Raw genomic sequence first — 15,801 nt, forward strand, 5'->3', positions numbered from 1 at the left:
ATGGGGCGAAAATCAGAAACCTTGCAGGTCCGCGATCTCGTCCAGAGGGGCGCGTTCTGCCCGAAGCGTATTGACCGGATGCGCCGGATCCGGCTTCCCGACGGCCATCGCACACCAGATCATCTCGCTGTCTCCCAGCTTGAAATGATCCTTCAGGGCAGGGCGCAGCATTCCCCAGCATTCCTGCATGCAGGTGCCCCATCCGCGCTCTTCCGCGAGAAGCGCCAGCGTTTGCAGATACATGCCTGCATGGCCCCACTGCCCATGGCCCATACGCTCGTCGATCACGAAGAACAGGGCAACGGGCGCGCCGAAGAACCGGAAATTGTTTGCGAACCAGGCAATGCGGGCAGCCCGGTCCTCACGTGGGATGCCGAGCGCTTCGTACATCATTTCGCCAACGCGTCTGCGCCGCGCCTCATGGGGCTCCCAGAGGTCCCTGGGATAGATTGGCCGGTCGGTCGGCTGGCCCTTGGGGTTTGCCGCCAGGACCGGTCCGGCCATCTGGATCACCGCGTCCTTCGCTTTGCCACTCACGGCAATGGTGCGCCAGGGCTGGGTGTTGCCACCGGATGGCGCGCGCTGGGCCAGTTCCAGCCAATCGCGCACGTCTGCTTCCGGCAACTGGTCCGGCAGGAATGCCCGCGTCGAAATTCTTTGAGCAACGGCTTGAGACACGTCCATGAAAAAACCTCCCATCTGGTCAGATGGGAGGTTTAATGACTTGGCGCGGCGTCAGCCAAAGATTATTTGCCGTGCAGCATCACCGGCATCCAGGTGTAACCCTTCACGAAGCCGCCCGCCGTGAAGGAGGGTTCGTCCAGCAATTCGATATGGCTGAAGCGTTCCATCAATTCCTGCCACAGAATCTGCAGCTGGAGTTCCGCCAGCCGGTTGCCCACGCAGCGATGGATCCCGAACCCGAATGAGATGTGGCGACGGGCATTCGGGCGATCGATGATGAATTCGTTCGGCTTGTCCCAGAAGCGTTCGTCGCGATTGCCGGACACATACCACATGGCGACCTGGTCACCTTTCTTGATGGTCTTGCCGTGCATTTCCACGTCTTCGAGTGCGGTGCGGCGCATATGCGCAAGCGGGGTCTGCCAGCGGATCGTTTCCGACACCATGTTCGGAATCAGCGAAGGGTCTGCTTTCAGCTTCTCGTATTCGGCCGGGAACTTGTTCAGGGCATAGACCGATGCCGACATCGAGTTGCGGGTCGTGTCGTTGCCGCCCACGATCAGCAGGATGACGTTGCCGAGCAATTCCATCGGGGTCATGTTCCGGGTCTTTTCCCCATGTGCCAGCAGGCTCATCAGATCATTCTTAAGCGGCTGCGCGCCCCGTTCCTGGAAAATCTGCATGAAGGTGGCGAGACATTCCATCATCTCGCGCTTCCACTGTTCTTCCCCTCCCGGGCAGATGTCCGGATTGTTCATGCCGGTGGCCATGTCGGACCAATGGGTCAGATCGCGGCGTTTCTCGAAGGGATAGTCGAACAGGGTTGCCAGCATCATCGTGGTCAGCTCGATCGACACGGTGTCGACCCAGTCAAACGGTTCTCCGACGGGAAGGGAGTCGAGCAGGCCCTGGGTTCTTGACCGGATCAGGGGCTCGAATTCCTTCAGCATGTTCGGGGCCACTGCCGGCTGGACCGTTTTGCGCTGCTCGGAATGACGGGGCTCATCCATGGCGATGAACATGGGCAGTTCGAAATCCTCTGGCGGGCTGCCAAGCGTGATGCCGCCATGCTCCCAGCTGGAGGAGAACCGCTTGTGGTCGGTGTCCACCGCCATGATGTCTTCATAGCGCGTGATCGACCAGAACGGTCCGACAAAGGAATCTGCCGTATAGTGGACCGGCGCCTCGTTGCGCAGTCGCTCGAACCGGTCCCACATTTTCTGCTGGCGCCAGACTTCGGGATCTTCCGGGTGGAGGTCAGCCAGCGGCAGGCTGCTGGCCGGCGGGACGTCCTGGCCGATTTCAAGATAGCCTTCAAACAGCGGATCGCGATGCGAGATCTTCGGACGCTGAAGAGCAGGGTGGTCGAGCAGACGAACCGTATCGGCAGCCATGAATATTCCTCCGACGTTGAGCCTTCTGGGCAGGCTCGATTTATGACGTTGGAGTCACTTTAACACGGCTTGTCTGAAAAAACTATGACGCCTGCGTCATTTTTTACGCAGAAAATCGTTCTGCCCGGGCCTCTTTCAGGGCCGATCGAAGCGCGCGGGCCAGAGATTTGCGTTCCGGCAAGGTCAGGAATCGCCCGATCACATAGGCCGTCTTGCCATATTCCACGCGCAGCCAACTGGTCGGCGTCAGGGGATCATCCAGCTCCACCCGCGCGAATGCCGTTGGCAGGGTCGCCGACGATTCCGCGCCATTGGGCTTGCGATGGCTCAGCCGCACCTCGCTGGCCGTCACGATGATTCGGGTCTCTTCCCTCTGTTTCCGGAACGAGGACCGGAAGAGCAGATAGAAGATCAGCGCATCCAGTCCGAAAAAGCCGATCACCGGGATCGCACCCATGGATAGGAACGCGATGCCCGTCAAAAAGCTCACCCCCGCGACAATACCCATCACGATGGCGAAGCCGCGTTCACTCAGGGATCGGTTCGGCCGGAGGATGGCGTCCATGTAGATGGTTTCTTCAGCTGTGCTCATGTCTTCTAGATAGCACGGTCTTGTGCGCAGGCGAGGGCGCATTAGACAGAGACCATGACGAATACCCCTCCGGTTTCCAGACCCGCACGAAAGCGCCGCGCACCGCGCGTCTTTGGTCGTGAAAAGGCGACTGCCCTGTTCTCGGCGCTCGCCCGGGACCGGCCGGACCCGCGTACTGAACTCGATTTCGTAAATCCCTTCACCCTGGTTGTGGCCGTGGCCCTGTCGGCCCAGGCGACGGATGTCGGCGTCAACAAGGCCACCGCCCGCCTGTTCAAGGTGGCAGACACGCCCGAGAAGATGCTGGCGCTCGGCGAGGCCGGTGTCGCCAAATACATCCGTACGATCGGCCTGTGGCGCAACAAGGCCAGGAACGTGGTTGCGCTCAGTCGCATGCTGATTGAGGAGTTTGACGGCAACGTTCCGCAAACCCGGGAAGAATTGGTGCGGCTGCCGGGCGTCGGGCGCAAAACGGCCAATGTCGTGCTCAACGAGGCCTTCGGCCAGCCCACCATCGCCGTGGACACGCATATCTTCCGGGTCAGCAACCGCACCGGCCTTGCCCCCGGAAAGACGCCGGACGCCGTGGAGGCCGGGCTGGAACGCGCCACACCGCCCGAATTCAAGAAAGGCGCGCATCACTGGTTGATCCTGCACGGCCGCTATGTCTGCAAGGCCCGCAAGCCCGAATGCTGGCACTGCGCCATTGCGGACCTCTGTCGCTACACGCCGAAGACGCCGGATCCGGCAAATGTCTCCTCGCTCGGGCCGCGATCCCGCTGACGAGCCGGACTGTGGCCTGCCTGCCATGCGGGCAGGGTGCCACCAGTTTGCCCCAATTTAACCAAAACAGGGCCATCTCCGACCGACACGGCCTCGTGCCTGTACAAACACGGAGTGAACCGCATGATCCGCATGGAAAACCTGCTCGTCGGCGCCACGGCCCTGGGCCTTGTCTTCGCCGCCCCCGCATCGGCTGACGAGAATGGCTGGAGCGGCGAAGCCGCACTCAGCGCCGGCCTGACCACGGGCAACACGGAAACCTCGGAAGCAGGCCTCGGCATCGATGTCGACCGGGATGCCGGCGCCTGGAATTTCGGGCTGCAGATCTCGGGCGACTATGGCAAGGAAGACGGCGTCGAGAGCCGCAATCGCTATTTCCTGGCTGGCGACATAGAGCATGACTTCAACGACACGATGTTCACCTTCGGACGCGCGTCCTATGAGGTGGACCAGTTCACGGGTTTCGACAGCCGCACCTTCATCGGCGGCGGTGTCGGCTGGTATGTTCTTGATGATGAAGACCACAACTGGACGGTTCGCGGCGGTCCAGGTCTGAAGATCGACGAGGTCAAGCGCCAGATCACGACCGATAGTACCGGCGCGGTGCTGATCATTCCGGCAAGCACGGAGGAATCCCTCGGCGCCGTGGCGCAGTCCGAATATTTCTATGCGTTCAATGATGCCGTTTCGCTCAGCAACAAGACCAATCTTGTCTATGGTCAGGAATCCACACAGATCGGCAACGTCATCGCGCTCACGGCCGCGCTCAACGGCCATCTGGCAGCGCGCATCTCCTTCGACGTGCGCCATGATACCTCGCCACAGCCAACTTATGAAGCGACTGACACGGCGACGAAGTTCTCGCTCGTCTACACGTTGGGCGAATAGAGCCTAGCCGGACTTCAGGCGCGCGGCGACGGCGCGCGCCAGTCTTTCTCCGAGGCGCGGTCCCTGTTCCGGATACAGATAGGGTTCGATCAGTTCGAGTTCCATCAGGCGCAGGGATCCGTCCGGATGACGCAGCATGTCGACCCGCGCATACAGGGGCGTGTCATCCAGCGTCGACAGGATTTTGTGCGCCGCATCCAGATCCGCACGCATTGGCTGGATCGGGTCTTCATGGCCGCCATAGGCCGACTGAATCCGGTAATCGCCTGCCTTGGCGCGCTTCAACAGGGCGTGCGACAATTCCCCGTCCACAAAGACAAAGCTCAATTCGCCTTCGGTCCGGATTGTCGGCAGGAAGGGTTGCACCATCATCCTGTGCGGCATGTCCGGCATCGGGTCTCCGGCGCTCAGCAAATGCTGGCCTGAAGCCCCAGCGCCGACCTGGCGCTTGAATACCAGCCTGTCTTCGCCGAGTTCCCGGAATGCGGCCTGATAGAGATCCGGCGTCATGTCGTCGATCCAGAGAGTCGGGATGAGATTGGCGCCCCGCTTGGCCAGGTCCTTCAGATAGGTCTTGTCACTGTTCCAGCGCACAAGTGCCGACGGATTGAACAGCGCCGTATGGCGCTCGATCGTCTCCAGCGTTTCCAGAAAGTCCGTCTGACGGTCCCAGTAATCCCATGTCGTACCGATCAGCGCAGCATCATAGTCTGACCAGTCCGCACGCTCGTCGTCCCAGCAGATATCCGTGATCGTCATGCCGCGTTCGGCAAACTCCGGTCGCAGGGCGCGCATCATGTAATCATGTTCGAATGCATCGGCGCGACGGATGGGAGAACCGGGTTGTGTGACTTGTGAGGAGAGGTAGGCAATCTTCATCCGACCGCCTTTAGCATGTGCCGCAGTTGCGTCCAGACCGCTCCTCTGGCAGTCCGCGTGGGCACATGAGGGAAACTGTGAAATGAGTGAAATCCGCTTCGAAGTCGTCGGCCTTGGCAATGCGATTGTTGATGTCCTGTCCCGGACAGATGACGCCTTCCTCCAGTCCAGGGGGATCGCCCGCAATGTGATGACCCTGATTGATGAAGATCGGGCGCATGAGCTGACAGCAGCCGCGGTCAACCCGGTGTTCACGTCCGGGGGCAGTGGCGCCAACACCATTGCCGGACTCGCCAGTTTCGGTGCCAGCGCTGCCTATATCGGAAAGGTGGCCAAGGATGAGCTTGGCAGCCAGTTCACGCGCGAAATGGCGGCAACCGGTGTGCCATTTGCCACCAAGCCACTCGAGAGCGGTCCGGCCACGGCGCGCAGCATCATCTTCGTTACGGATGACGGCGCGCGCAGCATGAACACATTTCTCGGCGCATCGGTCATGTTCACCAAGCATGATGTCGACGAGGAGACCGTCAAGGCCGGCAAGATCCTGTATCTCGAAGGGTACCTCTTCGACCGGGAAGAGGCGAAGGAAGCCTTTGTCTTCGCATCAGAAGTCGCGCGGGCGGCCGGTCGCAAGGTTGCGCTGACCCTGTCGGACAAATTCTGCGTGGATCGCCATCGTGCCAGTTTCCTCCAGCTGGTCCGGAACAATGTCGACATTGTCTTCGCGAACGAAGAAGAATTGCTGTCCCTCTACGAGACCGAGGATTTCGATACCGCCCTGGCCGCCTTGCAAGCCGACACGGCAATCGCTGCCGTGACTCGCAGCGAAAAGGGATCGGTCGTGATCGGGGCTGGAGAACCGATCACCGTGCAGGCTGAACCGGTCGCAAAGGTGGAAGACACAACCGGCGCCGGTGATCAGTATGCCGCTGGCTTCCTGTTCGGCATGTCACGCGGCCTGCCGCTCGAAACCTGCGCCCGTCTGGGCCACATCGCCGCCGCGGAAGTGATTTCGCACATGGGCCCGCGTCCGGAACAATCCTACAGGGCCCTCGCCGAGAAGGCCGGCATTCACGCCTGAGCCTTCAGGGCCTCCTCGGCATAGTCGAGGCGGTCGTGTCCGAAGAACATCTCGTCGCCGACAAAGAAGGTCGGCGCGCCGAATGCGCCGCGTGCGATCGCTGATTCCGTATTGGCCTTCATGGCGTCCTGGTTCGCAGGGGCTTCGGCCAGAGCCTTGATCTGGTCGAAATCGAACCCTTCTGCGTCGCACATGGCTGCGACCGAGGCGTCATCATCGGGTTTCAGCGGAGTCGGTGCGGCCCACATATGCTTGAAACAGGCATCGATGAAACGCTTCTGTTCCGAGGGGGTGTTCTGCGAGCCGCATGCGGCACGCAACAACAGGCGGGTGCTGACCATGGGGAAGTGGGGGTTCATTCGGAAGGGCAGGCTGTAGCGTCTTGTGCAGCGCTGCAGGTCCTTCATCATGTACGCGCCCTTGGCGGCGACCATGCCGGGTGGCCGGTTTCCGGTCGCCTGCATCACTGCGCCGAGAAAGATCGGCCGAAAATCGATTTCGGCGCCGGTCCGTTCCGAAATTTCTTGCACGGCCGCATTGGCCACGTAGGAGAATGGGCTGATAAAGTCGAAACAGAACTCAAGCTTGCCTGCCATGGAAGTCTCCAGAAGTAAGTGTCGTTTTGGAACTATGGCAAATCAGTATAGGTGTGTCAGCATGAAATGGTCTGATCTTTCAGAAAACTGGTGTCCAGTGGCGCGCACCCTGTCCGTGGTCGGCGACCGCTGGACGATGCTGATTCTGCGCGACTGTTTCCTCGGCATGTCCCGCTTCGAGCAGTTTATCGCGTCCAGCGGCATGACACGGCACATTCTCGCAGACCGGCTGAAGCGACTGGTCGAAGCCGGCGTGCTGGAACGCCGGGCCTATACGACCACGCCCAAACGATTCGATTATGTCCTGACAGAGAAGGGCAAGGAGCTGGCACCAGCCCTTCTGACGCTCAGGGATTGGGGCAAGAAACACATGCCGGTGCGCCGGGCGACATCGGCCTAGTCTTCCAGCAGGGCTTCGGCCTTTTTCTGAACCGCGCCATAGTCGATCTTGCCGGTGCCGAGCACCGGAATCTCGTCGACATGGTAGACCCGCTTGGGCACCGACAATTCCGGCACGCCGTGATTCTTGGCCCAGGCGAGAATGTCTTCGCGATTGCTGCTCGGCGTGTCACTCAGCAGGATCACCTGCTCTCCCTTCCGGGGATCCGGCAGGGTCACAGCTGCGTGCAGATTGTCCGGCCAGATCGCGCTGGCGCAGTTTTCCACAACAGCGAGGGACACCATCTCACCGCCGATCTTGGCGAAGCGTTTGACCCGGCCAAGGATGCGGATCGATCCGTCATCATCAATGGCCACGATATCGCCGGTGTCATGCCAGCCGCCTTCTGGGCGTTCCAGCACGCCGGGATTGGCCGGTCGCAGATACCCCATCATGATGTTGGGGCCTTTCACGTGAAGGCGGCCACCTTCCTCGATCCCGTCCACCGGGACGAGGCGTGACTCCATGCCGGACATCAGGCAGCCCACGGTGCCGGGCCGGTTGTGCTCCCACTGGTTCGCCGCGATGACTGGCGATGCTTCAGTGGCGCCATAACCTTCGAGAATCTCGATCTCGAATTTCCGGCGCACCAACGCGCGGGTTTCATCCTTGACGCGTTCAGCCCCGCATACGGCAAGGCGGATCGAATCCATGTCGCCGTCACTGCCGATCCGCGCATATTGGGAAATGAACGTGTCGGTCGCCAGGAGAATGGTCGACTGGCTGGCCCGGATACGCCGCACGATTTCGCGGGGTTGAAGCGGGGAAGGGTGAAACACGACCGGAATGCCGGCGACGAGCGGCAGCACGGCGCCCACAGTCAGGCCGAAGCAATGGAAGGTCGGCAGAGGATTGAACAGCTTGTCGGTTTCCGGAGACAGCCCGATATGCGCCCGCACCTGTTCGACATTCGCCATGACGTTCTCATGGCTCAGCACGACACCTTTTGGTTCGCCTTCGGTCCCGGAAGTAAACAGCATGACGCCAGGGGATTTGTATCTCGATTGCTTGCGAACCAGACCCGGCAAGATCGAGCCGGCGGCAGCGACCACCTTGTCCTTGAGGGACAGGTTCTCGCGCACATCCTCAAGATAGACGATTTCAGCCGCATCGGAGAGATCTTCGATGAGGGGTTCCAGTCCGCCAAGTTCGACAAAGCGATGAGCCGTCACGATGCGTTTGATCTGGCCGGCCTTGAGCGCGGCCTTCAAATTGCGGGAACCGGCGGTGAAATTGAGCATGGCCGGGACGCGATTGAAGGCGCTGAGGGCAAAGAAGCCGATGACGGCGCCCGCGCCGCTGGGCAGCATCACACCAATGGCTTCGCCCGCCTTCGTGCCGCTGCGCAGGGCAGACCCGAGGGCCAGCGCAGCCTGAATGATTTCCTTGTAGGTGAGTTCGCGCTCGTCCCCGTCGATCAGGACGGTTTTCGCAGCTCCGAACTCTCTCCGGGCGCGAAAAAGGGCGCTGAACAGGTCGGTACGGGTGCGGGATGGTTGATATGGCAAAGGTGCCGGGATGGTCTGTCCGGTCATGACGGCCTTCGTTTCCTCCGAGGCATTGCCCCTGTTTTCTGTAACAATCTGTCATTTATCGACACTGTCGCAAGCCCTATTGCAAGATTGCATAAACACTCTGCAGTGTATTTCCCTTGATGAAACAGTCGGTCACGTCCATTTTCCCGCCATGGCAAATCTCATCGATCTGACACCGAACACGCGCAAGCACAGGCACCCGGAAAAGCAGTCCCGCCCGGACACGCCGCTGCTCCGCAAACCCGACTGGATTCGGGTGAAGGCCCCGACATCGAAGGGATATGCCGAGACGCGCGAAATCGTGAAGTCGAACGGGCTCGTCACGGTCTGTGAAGAAGCCGGGTGCCCCAATATCGGCGAGTGCTGGGACAAGAAGCACGCGACCATGATGATTCTCGGCGAGATCTGCACGCGCGCTTGCAGCTTCTGCAACGTCTCGACCGGCAAGCCGCTGACTCCCGGCAAGGTGGACGAGGATGAGCCCCGCCGCGTGGCGGATGCCGTGGCCGAGATGGGGCTGCAACATGTCGTGATCACGTCCGTTGATCGGGATGACCTCGTGGATGGCGGCGCGATGCATTTCGTGAACACGATCGAGGCTATTCGCCGGACATCGCCGGGCACGACCATTGAAATTCTGACACCGGATTTCCTGCGCAAGGATGGCTGGGAAAATCGCGTAATTGATGCGCGGCCGGACGTGTTCAACCACAATCTCGAAACCGTGCCGCGCCTGTACCTGTCGATTCGCCCGGGCGCGCGCTATTTCCACTCCCTGCGCCTGCTGCAAAAGGTGAAGGACCGCGATCCGCAGCAATTCACGAAATCCGGCCTTATGGTCGGTCTTGGCGAAACCAAGGAAGAAGTGATGCAGGTGATGGACGACATGCGATCTGCCGGCGTCGACTTCCTGACCATCGGTCAGTACCTGCAACCGACGCGAAAGCATGCCGCGATCGACCGCTACGTGTCTCCGGAAGAGTTCAAGGCCTATGAGGAAATTGCCCGTGCCAAGGGATTCCTGATGGTGTCTGCTTCACCGCTGACGCGCTCGTCTCATCATGCCGGTGAAGACTTCGCCCGGCTGCGGGCGGCGCGGGACGCTCAACTGGCCGCTGCCACTGCCTAGGCATGCCGCATTTCTCCAAATCCGTGCACGTGCCTTTCAGCGGGACGCAGGCGTTCGAGCTGGTTTCCGACATTGCGGCCTATCCTGATTTCATCAAATGGATCACTGCCATGCGCGTGTCTGAAATGATGGCCGCGCAGGATGGCAGTTTCACCTGTCTCGGAGAGGCTGCAGTCGGCTTCAAGGGGTTCGTCGAACGGTTCACCACACGGGTCGAAGCGGACCCGAATGCAGGATCCGTGGTTGCCTCCCTGGTGAAGGGGCCGTTTCGGAAACTGCGCGCGGAATGGAAGATCCTCGCCTCCAATGATGCCGGGTCCGACATCTCTCTGGCCATCGATTACGACTTCAAGAACCCGTTCATCGGCATGCTGGCCAAGGCCAATCAGGAACTGGCCGTCAGCAAGATCCTGTCAGCCTTCCTCGCCGAAGCGGACCGTCGGTACGGGCAGGGCGCCTAGGCGATCTGCATCTGTATCTGTTTCAGGGCGCATTCCATGGCGGCAAGGCGAATCTGTTCCCGGCCGATATCCCCGGTTTGCAGCATTTCATGGATCACGGCCCGGTTCTCGCGGGCGCAGGCCACATGGACGGTGCCGACCGGTTTCATGGGCGTGCCGCCGCCCGGACCGGCCACGCCGGTAATGGCCACCGATATGTTTGCGCGGCTGGCCTCAAGCGCGCCCTCGGCCATCATGCGCGCCACCGGCTCGGATACGGCCCCATAGTCTGCCAGGACATCCCCGGCGATGCCGAGCATTTCTTCCTTGGCGCGGTTCGAATAGGTGACAAAGCCGCGCTCGAACACGGTCGAACTGCCGGGAATGTCGGTCAGCAGACCGGCCAGCAGGCCACCGGTGCAGCTTTCGGCGGTGCAAATCCTGAGCCGGGCCTGGGCGGCGTCGTCAAGGATGAGCATGGCGAGATTTCTGAGACGATCTGGAAACATGCTGACACGATATGACCCGTTCTGGCATCCGTGAAGACGGCATTTCGCGCATATGAGACGGAATGATCAGGTCCCGCGCAGCAACACGACGGCTTCGGCGGCAATCCCTTCGCGCCGGCCGGTAAAGCCAAGCCCTTCGGTCGTGGTCGCCTTTACGCTCACGGCATCCAGTGGCAGGTCCAGCAATTGCGCGGTGCGCAACCGCATGGCCTCCCGATGGGGTTTCACCTTGGGTGCCTCGCAGATCACCGTGACATCGCAATTGGCAATGGCAAAACCGGCTTTGCGCGCAAGTTTCTGCGCCTCCGCCAGGAAGATGCCGCTGTCGGCATCCTTCCACCTGCCATCGCTGGGTGGGAAATGGTCACCAATGTCGCCCAGCGCCGCCGCGCCGAGAATCGCATCCGTCAATGCGTGCCAGGCAGCATCGGCGTCCGAGTGTCCCTTCAGCCGCGCCACATGCGGGATTTGGACCCCGCACAGTGTAACATGATCGCCCGGCTCGAAAGCGTGCACGTCGAAGCCCTTGCCAATACGCATTTGCGGGCTTGCAGGGGCCATGAGGCGTGAGACCATGTCGAAATCCTCTGGATAGGTGATCTTGTGCAGCCGGTCTGAGCCCCGAACCAGCTTGACCCTGGCTCCCTGAGCCTCGATGGCGGTGAGGTCGTCAACCAGATCGTCTCCTGAGCCCGCAAGTGCCTTCCGGATCGCGGCGAGCCGGAAGGCCTGCGGTGTTTGTACCCGGTAGAGGGCTTCGCGCGACACAGTATCAAGGCTCTGGCCACGGTCTCGCTTCAGGGCATCCTGAACGGGTAGGGCAGGCGCCGCCGCATCGTGCGTATCCAACGCTGTCAGGAGGGCGTCCAGCGTCGCGTGATCCAGACCGGGCCTGGCGGCATCGTGAATCAGGACGATCGTGTTCGGATCCTGCGTGACAAGTGCGCCGAGCCCGTTGCGCACAGACTGGGTGCGGGTAGGCCCGCCGGACACGATCCTGCAGCCTGCAGGCGAGAAGCCGTCGGGCGCATCGTCGCCTGCAACAAGGACAATTTCGCCAATGGAAGGATGGGTCGACAACACGTCGAGTGACCATTCCACCACGAGACGGCCGTTCAGCTCGCACCATTGCTTGGCAATGGCGCTTCCAGCGCGGTTTCCGCGACCGGCTGCAACAATGATGGCAACTGCCTTGTTCATGCGCGGCTTTTTAAGCTAGGGCGCGGGCGAACGCTACAGGCGATTGCCGCAGGTGCGAAGTACACCTGCATTGAAATTGTGCACTTGCGAAAGTTTTAAAAACTGGAAAGATACAAGAATGACCAATTTTAAGGCACCTCGGGTCTGGCTTGCGCCCATGTCTGGCGCAACAGATGCCCCAATGCGTCGTCAGGCGGCGCGTTTCGGCGCGCCGGCCGTGGTGTCCGAGATGGTGGCAGGCGAGATGCTGGCCCGGGCACGGCCGGATGTCGTCCGCCGGACGTGCCGTCATGACGGCGACGGTCAATGGATCGTCCAACTCGCGGCAAGCCGACCGGAAGCGATGAGGGTCGGGGCGGAGCTCCTTCGGGAGAGCGGGGTCGACGTGATCGACATCAATATGGGATGTCCGTCGCGGCAGGTCACTGGGGCGCAGTCGGGTTCCGCATTGATGCGGGACATGCCGCTTGCGCTCGATATCATTCAGGCGGCCCTAGATGGAGCCAACGGGTTGCCGGTGACGCTGAAAATGCGACTGGGCTGGGACCATAACAGCCTGAATGCGCCGGACATTGCGGTAGCGGCGGAGCGTATGGGCATCCGGATGCTGACGGTTCACGGGCGCACCCGGTGCCAGTTCTACAAGGGGCAAGCGGACTGGGCGCGCGTATCCGATACGGTTTCGGCTGTATCCCTGCCAGTGATTGTGAACGGAGACATTGCGACGCCACATGATGCCGAACGGGCGCTGGAGGCATCGGGCGCGCATGGGGTCATGATCGGCCGCGCCGCAATCGGGCGTCCCTGGTTGCCAGGGCAGGTTGCAGCTCATCTTGCGGGCCGAACCGTGACGCAGCCCGATCTGGAGACGCAGTTGGCGAGCCTGCTGGAGCAGATCACCGACAGCGTCGACCTTTATGGCGAACGTCTGGGCGTGCGCACCGTCCGAAAGCATGTGTCAGCTGCTCTGGACGCCGTTGACCTGCCGCTGCCTCCGCAGGAGCGGCGTCGCCTTCGCGCTGATGTGTGCCGGCTCGAAACGGCCGCTGCAGTGAAACAGGCGTTGAAGGGTGTGTATTCCATGACTCGGGAACTGGAGGTGGCGTGATGACCAGTGAAGCAATCCTGTCGGCACCTCGATTGGGAGACCTCTCTCCGATCGCCCTTCTGCTGGTGGATCAGCGCCGCAAGGTCGTTGAAGTGAATGCCGCCGCTGAGAGCCTGCTTCAATCATCTAGGCGTGGTCTGCGCGGCAAGCCACTGAGCGAGATCGTCTATCATGACTCGCCCGTTTTCGAGCTGCTCGACCGCGCCCAGAGGACGGTTGGGGACATAGCTGCACCTGGCACACCGATCACCGGGCCCGGACTGCTGTCCCGTCAGATCTGCGACATTTGGGTGCGTTCAACGGATGATCATGGGTTCACAATCGCGATGTGTGAGGCGGCCACACGCGATGTGAATGAATCGGTGGCAGGCGTCGCGGGCTTCGGTCGCATCCTCGGTCATGAAGTCAAGAACCCGCTCGGCGGGATCATTGGCGCCGCGCAATTGCTGGAGCGCCAGCATGTGGACGGTCAGGCCGAACTCCTCGAGATCATCAAGGAAGAGGCGCGCCGCATTGAACGTCTTGTCAATCGGTTGTCGGCCTTCGAACTCTTCTCTGCCCCTCATATGGAGCCGTTCAACATACACGCGCTGCTGGAACGCGTCCTGGCGTCCGAGCGTGCTGCGATGGGGTCCAGGATTGAGTTCAAGCGGGATTTTGACCCGTCGCTGCCACCCGTTATAGGGGACTCCGATCATCTTCAGCAGGCATTCCAGAACCTGATCCGGAATGCCGCCGAGGCCGCCATGGACGGAGACGTGACCGGAAAGGTCACCGTGCGGACATCCTACGCTGCCGGATTGTCCTTCCGCCAGGCCAGGCTGGGGGCAGGCCTGCGCCGGGCCATGCTGGTGTCAGTCGAGGATACCGGCAAGGGCATTCCGCGGAATCGCCAGAACACGATTTTTGAAGTCTTCCAGAGCAGCAAGTCAGGTGCCCGCGGGCTCGGCTTGTCGATTGTGAAGGAAGTCGTGACCGCACATGGCGGTCAGATCCGAGTAGACAGCGTGCCGGGTTCGACGCGCTTTTCAGTGTTGCTGCCACTTGGCACAGGGGAAAAGACTGATGGCTGAAAAGACCGTTCTTCTTGCAGAAGACGATGCAAGCATTCGATTGATCGTGAACCAGACTTTAGTCGCGGCGGGATATGAAGTCCGCGCGACCAGTTCTCCGGAAGCGCTCGAACGGTGGGTGCGCAATGGCGAGGGAGACGTGGTCGTTTCTGACGTCTTCCTGGGCGATGCGTCGATCTTTGACCTGCTGCCATCCCTCAAGCTTGCCCGGCCGGAGTTGCCCTTCATTGTCATGAGCGGCCAGAACACGATCCTGACCGCGGCGTCGGCGGCCCAGCATGGCGCGTTCGACTACCTCCCGAAACCGTTCGACATCGACACGCTGTCCGGTCTTGTGCAGCGCGCCCTGAAATCCCAGCCCAAGGGCTCCGCCCGGGCCATCAATCCGGAATCCCAGAAGGCGATCAGTGATGCCGGCCTGCCACTGATCGGCCGCTCAGATGCGATGCAGGAAGTCTACCGGATCATCGCGAAAGTGATGAACACGGATCTGACCGTTCTGATCGAAGGCGAGAGCGGCACCGGCAAGGAACTCGCTGCGCGGGCCATCCATCAGCTTGGAGATGCCAAGAACGGAAACTTCGTTGCGCTGGACCTGGCGGCCTTGCCGGCGACCGAGATCAATCGGCAATTGTTCGGCCAGAATGGCGAGCCGGGCGCTGTGCACCAGAAGGGCGGAACGCTCTATCTGGACGAGATTGGCGACCTTCCGGCCGAAGCCCAGACCCAACTCGTGAAATTGATGCGGGATTCCAGCGGCGCTCGGATCATCGCGTCGACCCGACGGAATCTGGGCCGGCTCGTTGATGACGGCAAGTTTCGCGAGGATCTCTATTACCGGCTGAACGTCGTGCGCCTGACGATGCCGCCGCTCCGGCTTCGCAAGGAGGACATTCCGGAACTTGCGCGTGCGTTCCTCATTCGCGCACAGCGTCAGGGGCTCGCCGCCAAGACGCTCGACAAATCCGCTCTCGACCTGCTGACAGCCTATGACTGGCCTGGCAATGTCCGCGAGCTGGAGAATCTCGTCCTCCGGCTGGCTGTGCTGTGTCCGGATGAGACCGTCACGCTTCGCGATGTCGAGCGTGAGTTGAGGGCAGGTGCCAGTGAGCAAAAAGGGTCGAGTGCCGGTTTCGAAAAGGACATCGAGACCCTGCTGCATCGCTATGTCATGGGTGATCTGATCGCCAGCGGTGACAAGGACGAATCGAACGTCTACTCGAACGTGATCGATCAGGTGGAGCGCCCGCTCATTCGCCTGGCCCTGTCGGTGACGGCAGGCAACAAGGTAAAAGCTGCGCAGCTGCTCGGCATGAACCGGAACACGTTGCGGGCGAAGATCAATGCGCTTGGCATTGCAGATGAGTGATTGACTGATCCGCCGACTGTGGCTTTAGTGCACCACTGTTGCTTTTCAGGCACGATCATGTGCCATAAAGGCAACGGGCCGGTGTGGCCGAGTGTAGAGCGG

At 61.1% G+C, this 15,801-nt stretch carries 17 protein-coding genes; 9 read left to right on the forward strand and 8 right to left on the reverse strand.

Going from position 1 to position 15,801, the window contains the following annotated elements; all coding sequences use genetic code 11:
* Window positions 1–12: 12 nt before the first annotated feature.
* The 3 genes from HF955_RS15360 to HF955_RS15370 all read right to left on the reverse strand — a co-directional run bounded on the left by HF955_RS15360 (window position 13) and on the right by HF955_RS15370 (window position 2,670).
* Window positions 13–684 (reverse strand): nitroreductase, encoded by a 672-nt coding sequence (locus HF955_RS15360; protein ID WP_291076338.1) that lies wholly within the window; start codon window positions 682–684, stop codon window positions 13–15.
* 62 nt (window positions 685–746) lie between these two features.
* Entirely contained in the window at window positions 747–2,078 is a 1,332-nt protein-coding gene (locus HF955_RS15365) for a cytochrome P450 (RefSeq protein ID WP_291076340.1), read from the reverse strand.
* Window positions 2,079–2,181: 103 nt separating this feature from the next.
* Window positions 2,182–2,670: a DUF2244 domain-containing protein gene (locus tag HF955_RS15370; protein WP_291076342.1), complete on the reverse strand. Its 489-nt coding sequence runs from the start codon at window positions 2,668–2,670 to the stop codon at window positions 2,182–2,184.
* Between the two features lie 54 nt (window positions 2,671–2,724).
* Here HF955_RS15370 and nth point away from each other — a divergent pair, with 54 nt between their 5' ends.
* Window positions 2,725–3,453, forward strand: coding sequence for an endonuclease III (nth, locus tag HF955_RS15375; RefSeq protein ID WP_291076344.1), 729 nt, complete (start codon window positions 2,725–2,727; stop codon window positions 3,451–3,453).
* Window positions 3,454–3,576: 123 nt separating this feature from the next.
* Window positions 3,577–4,341, forward strand: a complete 765-nt coding sequence (locus HF955_RS15380; RefSeq protein ID WP_291076346.1) for a YdiY family protein — start codon at window positions 3,577–3,579, stop codon at window positions 4,339–4,341.
* Window positions 4,342–4,344: 3 nt separating this feature from the next.
* Here HF955_RS15380 and HF955_RS15385 read toward each other — a convergent pair whose 3' ends face one another.
* A complete protein-coding gene (locus tag HF955_RS15385) occupies window positions 4,345–5,220 on the reverse strand; it encodes a hypothetical protein (protein ID WP_291076347.1) in 876 nt (291 codons plus the stop codon).
* 82 nt (window positions 5,221–5,302) lie between these two features.
* Between HF955_RS15385 and HF955_RS15390 the strand changes: the two genes are divergently transcribed.
* Window positions 5,303–6,301, forward strand: a complete 999-nt coding sequence (locus tag HF955_RS15390) for an adenosine kinase (protein ID WP_291076348.1) — start codon at window positions 5,303–5,305, stop codon at window positions 6,299–6,301.
* Here HF955_RS15390 and HF955_RS15395 read toward each other — a convergent pair.
* Window positions 6,292–6,897 (reverse strand): 2-hydroxychromene-2-carboxylate isomerase, encoded by a 606-nt coding sequence (locus tag HF955_RS15395; RefSeq protein WP_291076350.1) that lies wholly within the window; start codon window positions 6,895–6,897, stop codon window positions 6,292–6,294. The genes HF955_RS15390 and HF955_RS15395 overlap by 10 nt on opposite strands.
* A gap of 61 nt (window positions 6,898–6,958) precedes the next feature.
* Here HF955_RS15395 and HF955_RS15400 point away from each other — a divergent pair, with 61 nt between their 5' ends.
* Window positions 6,959–7,297, forward strand: coding sequence for a helix-turn-helix domain-containing protein (locus HF955_RS15400; RefSeq protein WP_027837504.1), 339 nt, complete (start codon window positions 6,959–6,961; stop codon window positions 7,295–7,297).
* Here the strand turns inward: HF955_RS15400 and HF955_RS15405 are convergent.
* Window positions 7,294–8,871, reverse strand: a complete 1,578-nt coding sequence (locus HF955_RS15405; RefSeq protein WP_291076354.1) for an AMP-binding protein — start codon at window positions 8,869–8,871, stop codon at window positions 7,294–7,296. The two genes, HF955_RS15400 and HF955_RS15405, sit on opposite strands and share 4 nt — an antisense overlap.
* A gap of 151 nt (window positions 8,872–9,022) precedes the next feature.
* Here HF955_RS15405 and lipA point away from each other — a divergent pair, with 151 nt between their 5' ends.
* Window positions 9,023–10,000 (forward strand): lipoyl synthase, encoded by a 978-nt coding sequence (lipA, locus tag HF955_RS15410; RefSeq protein WP_291076356.1) that lies wholly within the window; start codon window positions 9,023–9,025, stop codon window positions 9,998–10,000.
* A 2-nt stretch (window positions 10,001–10,002) separates the two neighbouring features.
* Window positions 10,003–10,461: a type II toxin-antitoxin system RatA family toxin gene (locus HF955_RS15415; protein WP_291076358.1), complete on the forward strand. Its 459-nt coding sequence runs from the start codon at window positions 10,003–10,005 to the stop codon at window positions 10,459–10,461.
* On the opposite strand, the gene HF955_RS15420 is transcribed toward HF955_RS15415, so the two are convergent.
* Window positions 10,458–10,949: a CinA family protein gene (locus HF955_RS15420; RefSeq protein ID WP_367279742.1), complete on the reverse strand. Its 492-nt coding sequence runs from the start codon at window positions 10,947–10,949 to the stop codon at window positions 10,458–10,460. The genes HF955_RS15415 and HF955_RS15420 overlap by 4 nt on opposite strands.
* 66 nt (window positions 10,950–11,015) lie before the next feature.
* Window positions 11,016–12,149 (reverse strand): bifunctional 2-C-methyl-D-erythritol 4-phosphate cytidylyltransferase/2-C-methyl-D-erythritol 2,4-cyclodiphosphate synthase, encoded by a 1,134-nt coding sequence (locus HF955_RS15425; protein ID WP_291076362.1) that lies wholly within the window; start codon window positions 12,147–12,149, stop codon window positions 11,016–11,018.
* A 118-nt stretch (window positions 12,150–12,267) separates the two neighbouring features.
* Between HF955_RS15425 and HF955_RS15430 the strand changes: the two genes are divergently transcribed.
* Genes HF955_RS15430 through HF955_RS15440 form a run of 3 tightly spaced genes read left to right on the forward strand, consistent with a single transcriptional unit; the run spans window position 12,268 to window position 15,699 of the window.
* On the forward strand, window positions 12,268–13,257 hold the full coding sequence (locus HF955_RS15430; RefSeq protein WP_291076364.1) for a tRNA-dihydrouridine synthase: 990 nt from the start codon (window positions 12,268–12,270) through the stop codon (window positions 13,255–13,257).
* Window positions 13,257–14,330, forward strand: coding sequence for an ATP-binding protein (locus HF955_RS15435; RefSeq protein ID WP_291076365.1), 1,074 nt, complete (start codon window positions 13,257–13,259; stop codon window positions 14,328–14,330). Before HF955_RS15430 ends, HF955_RS15435 begins: the two co-directional genes overlap by 1 nt.
* Window positions 14,323–15,699, forward strand: coding sequence for a sigma 54-interacting transcriptional regulator (locus HF955_RS15440; RefSeq protein WP_291076367.1), 1,377 nt, complete (start codon window positions 14,323–14,325; stop codon window positions 15,697–15,699). The genes HF955_RS15435 and HF955_RS15440 overlap by 8 nt, the downstream gene beginning before the upstream one ends.
* The last annotated feature ends 102 nt before the right edge of the window (window positions 15,700–15,801 follow it).

The sequence above is a fragment of the Hyphomonas sp. genome (genome assembly GCF_017792385.1).
In the GTDB taxonomy this organism is placed as follows: domain Bacteria; phylum Pseudomonadota; class Alphaproteobacteria; order Caulobacterales; family Hyphomonadaceae; genus Hyphomonas.

Excerpts from the sequence above, each read along its gene's own strand:
- HF955_RS15360 (WP_291076338.1), bottom strand. The coding sequence starts at position 684 with ATGGACGTGTCTCAAGCCGTTGCTCAAAGAATTTCGACGCGGGCATTC.
- HF955_RS15365 (WP_291076340.1), bottom strand. The coding sequence starts at position 2,078 with ATGGCTGCCGATACGGTTCGTCTGCTCGACCACCCTGCTCTTCAGCGT.
- HF955_RS15370 (WP_291076342.1), bottom strand. The coding sequence starts at position 2,670 with ATGAGCACAGCTGAAGAAACCATCTACATGGACGCCATCCTCCGGCCG.
- nth (WP_291076344.1), top strand. The coding sequence starts at position 2,725 with ATGACGAATACCCCTCCGGTTTCCAGACCCGCACGAAAGCGCCGCGCA.
- HF955_RS15380 (WP_291076346.1), top strand. The coding sequence starts at position 3,577 with ATGATCCGCATGGAAAACCTGCTCGTCGGCGCCACGGCCCTGGGCCTT.
- HF955_RS15385 (WP_291076347.1), bottom strand. The coding sequence starts at position 5,220 with ATGAAGATTGCCTACCTCTCCTCACAAGTCACACAACCCGGTTCTCCC.
- HF955_RS15390 (WP_291076348.1), top strand. The coding sequence starts at position 5,303 with ATGAGTGAAATCCGCTTCGAAGTCGTCGGCCTTGGCAATGCGATTGTT.
- HF955_RS15395 (WP_291076350.1), bottom strand. The coding sequence starts at position 6,897 with ATGGCAGGCAAGCTTGAGTTCTGTTTCGACTTTATCAGCCCATTCTCC.
- HF955_RS15400 (WP_027837504.1), top strand. The coding sequence starts at position 6,959 with ATGAAATGGTCTGATCTTTCAGAAAACTGGTGTCCAGTGGCGCGCACC.
- HF955_RS15405 (WP_291076354.1), bottom strand. The coding sequence starts at position 8,871 with ATGACCGGACAGACCATCCCGGCACCTTTGCCATATCAACCATCCCGC.
- lipA (WP_291076356.1), top strand. The coding sequence starts at position 9,023 with ATGGCAAATCTCATCGATCTGACACCGAACACGCGCAAGCACAGGCAC.
- HF955_RS15415 (WP_291076358.1), top strand. The coding sequence starts at position 10,003 with ATGCCGCATTTCTCCAAATCCGTGCACGTGCCTTTCAGCGGGACGCAG.
- HF955_RS15420 (WP_367279742.1), bottom strand. The coding sequence starts at position 10,949 with ATGTTTCCAGATCGTCTCAGAAATCTCGCCATGCTCATCCTTGACGAC.
- HF955_RS15425 (WP_291076362.1), bottom strand. The coding sequence starts at position 12,149 with ATGAACAAGGCAGTTGCCATCATTGTTGCAGCCGGTCGCGGAAACCGC.
- HF955_RS15430 (WP_291076364.1), top strand. The coding sequence starts at position 12,268 with ATGACCAATTTTAAGGCACCTCGGGTCTGGCTTGCGCCCATGTCTGGC.
- HF955_RS15435 (WP_291076365.1), top strand. The coding sequence starts at position 13,257 with ATGACCAGTGAAGCAATCCTGTCGGCACCTCGATTGGGAGACCTCTCT.
- HF955_RS15440 (WP_291076367.1), top strand. The coding sequence starts at position 14,323 with ATGGCTGAAAAGACCGTTCTTCTTGCAGAAGACGATGCAAGCATTCGA.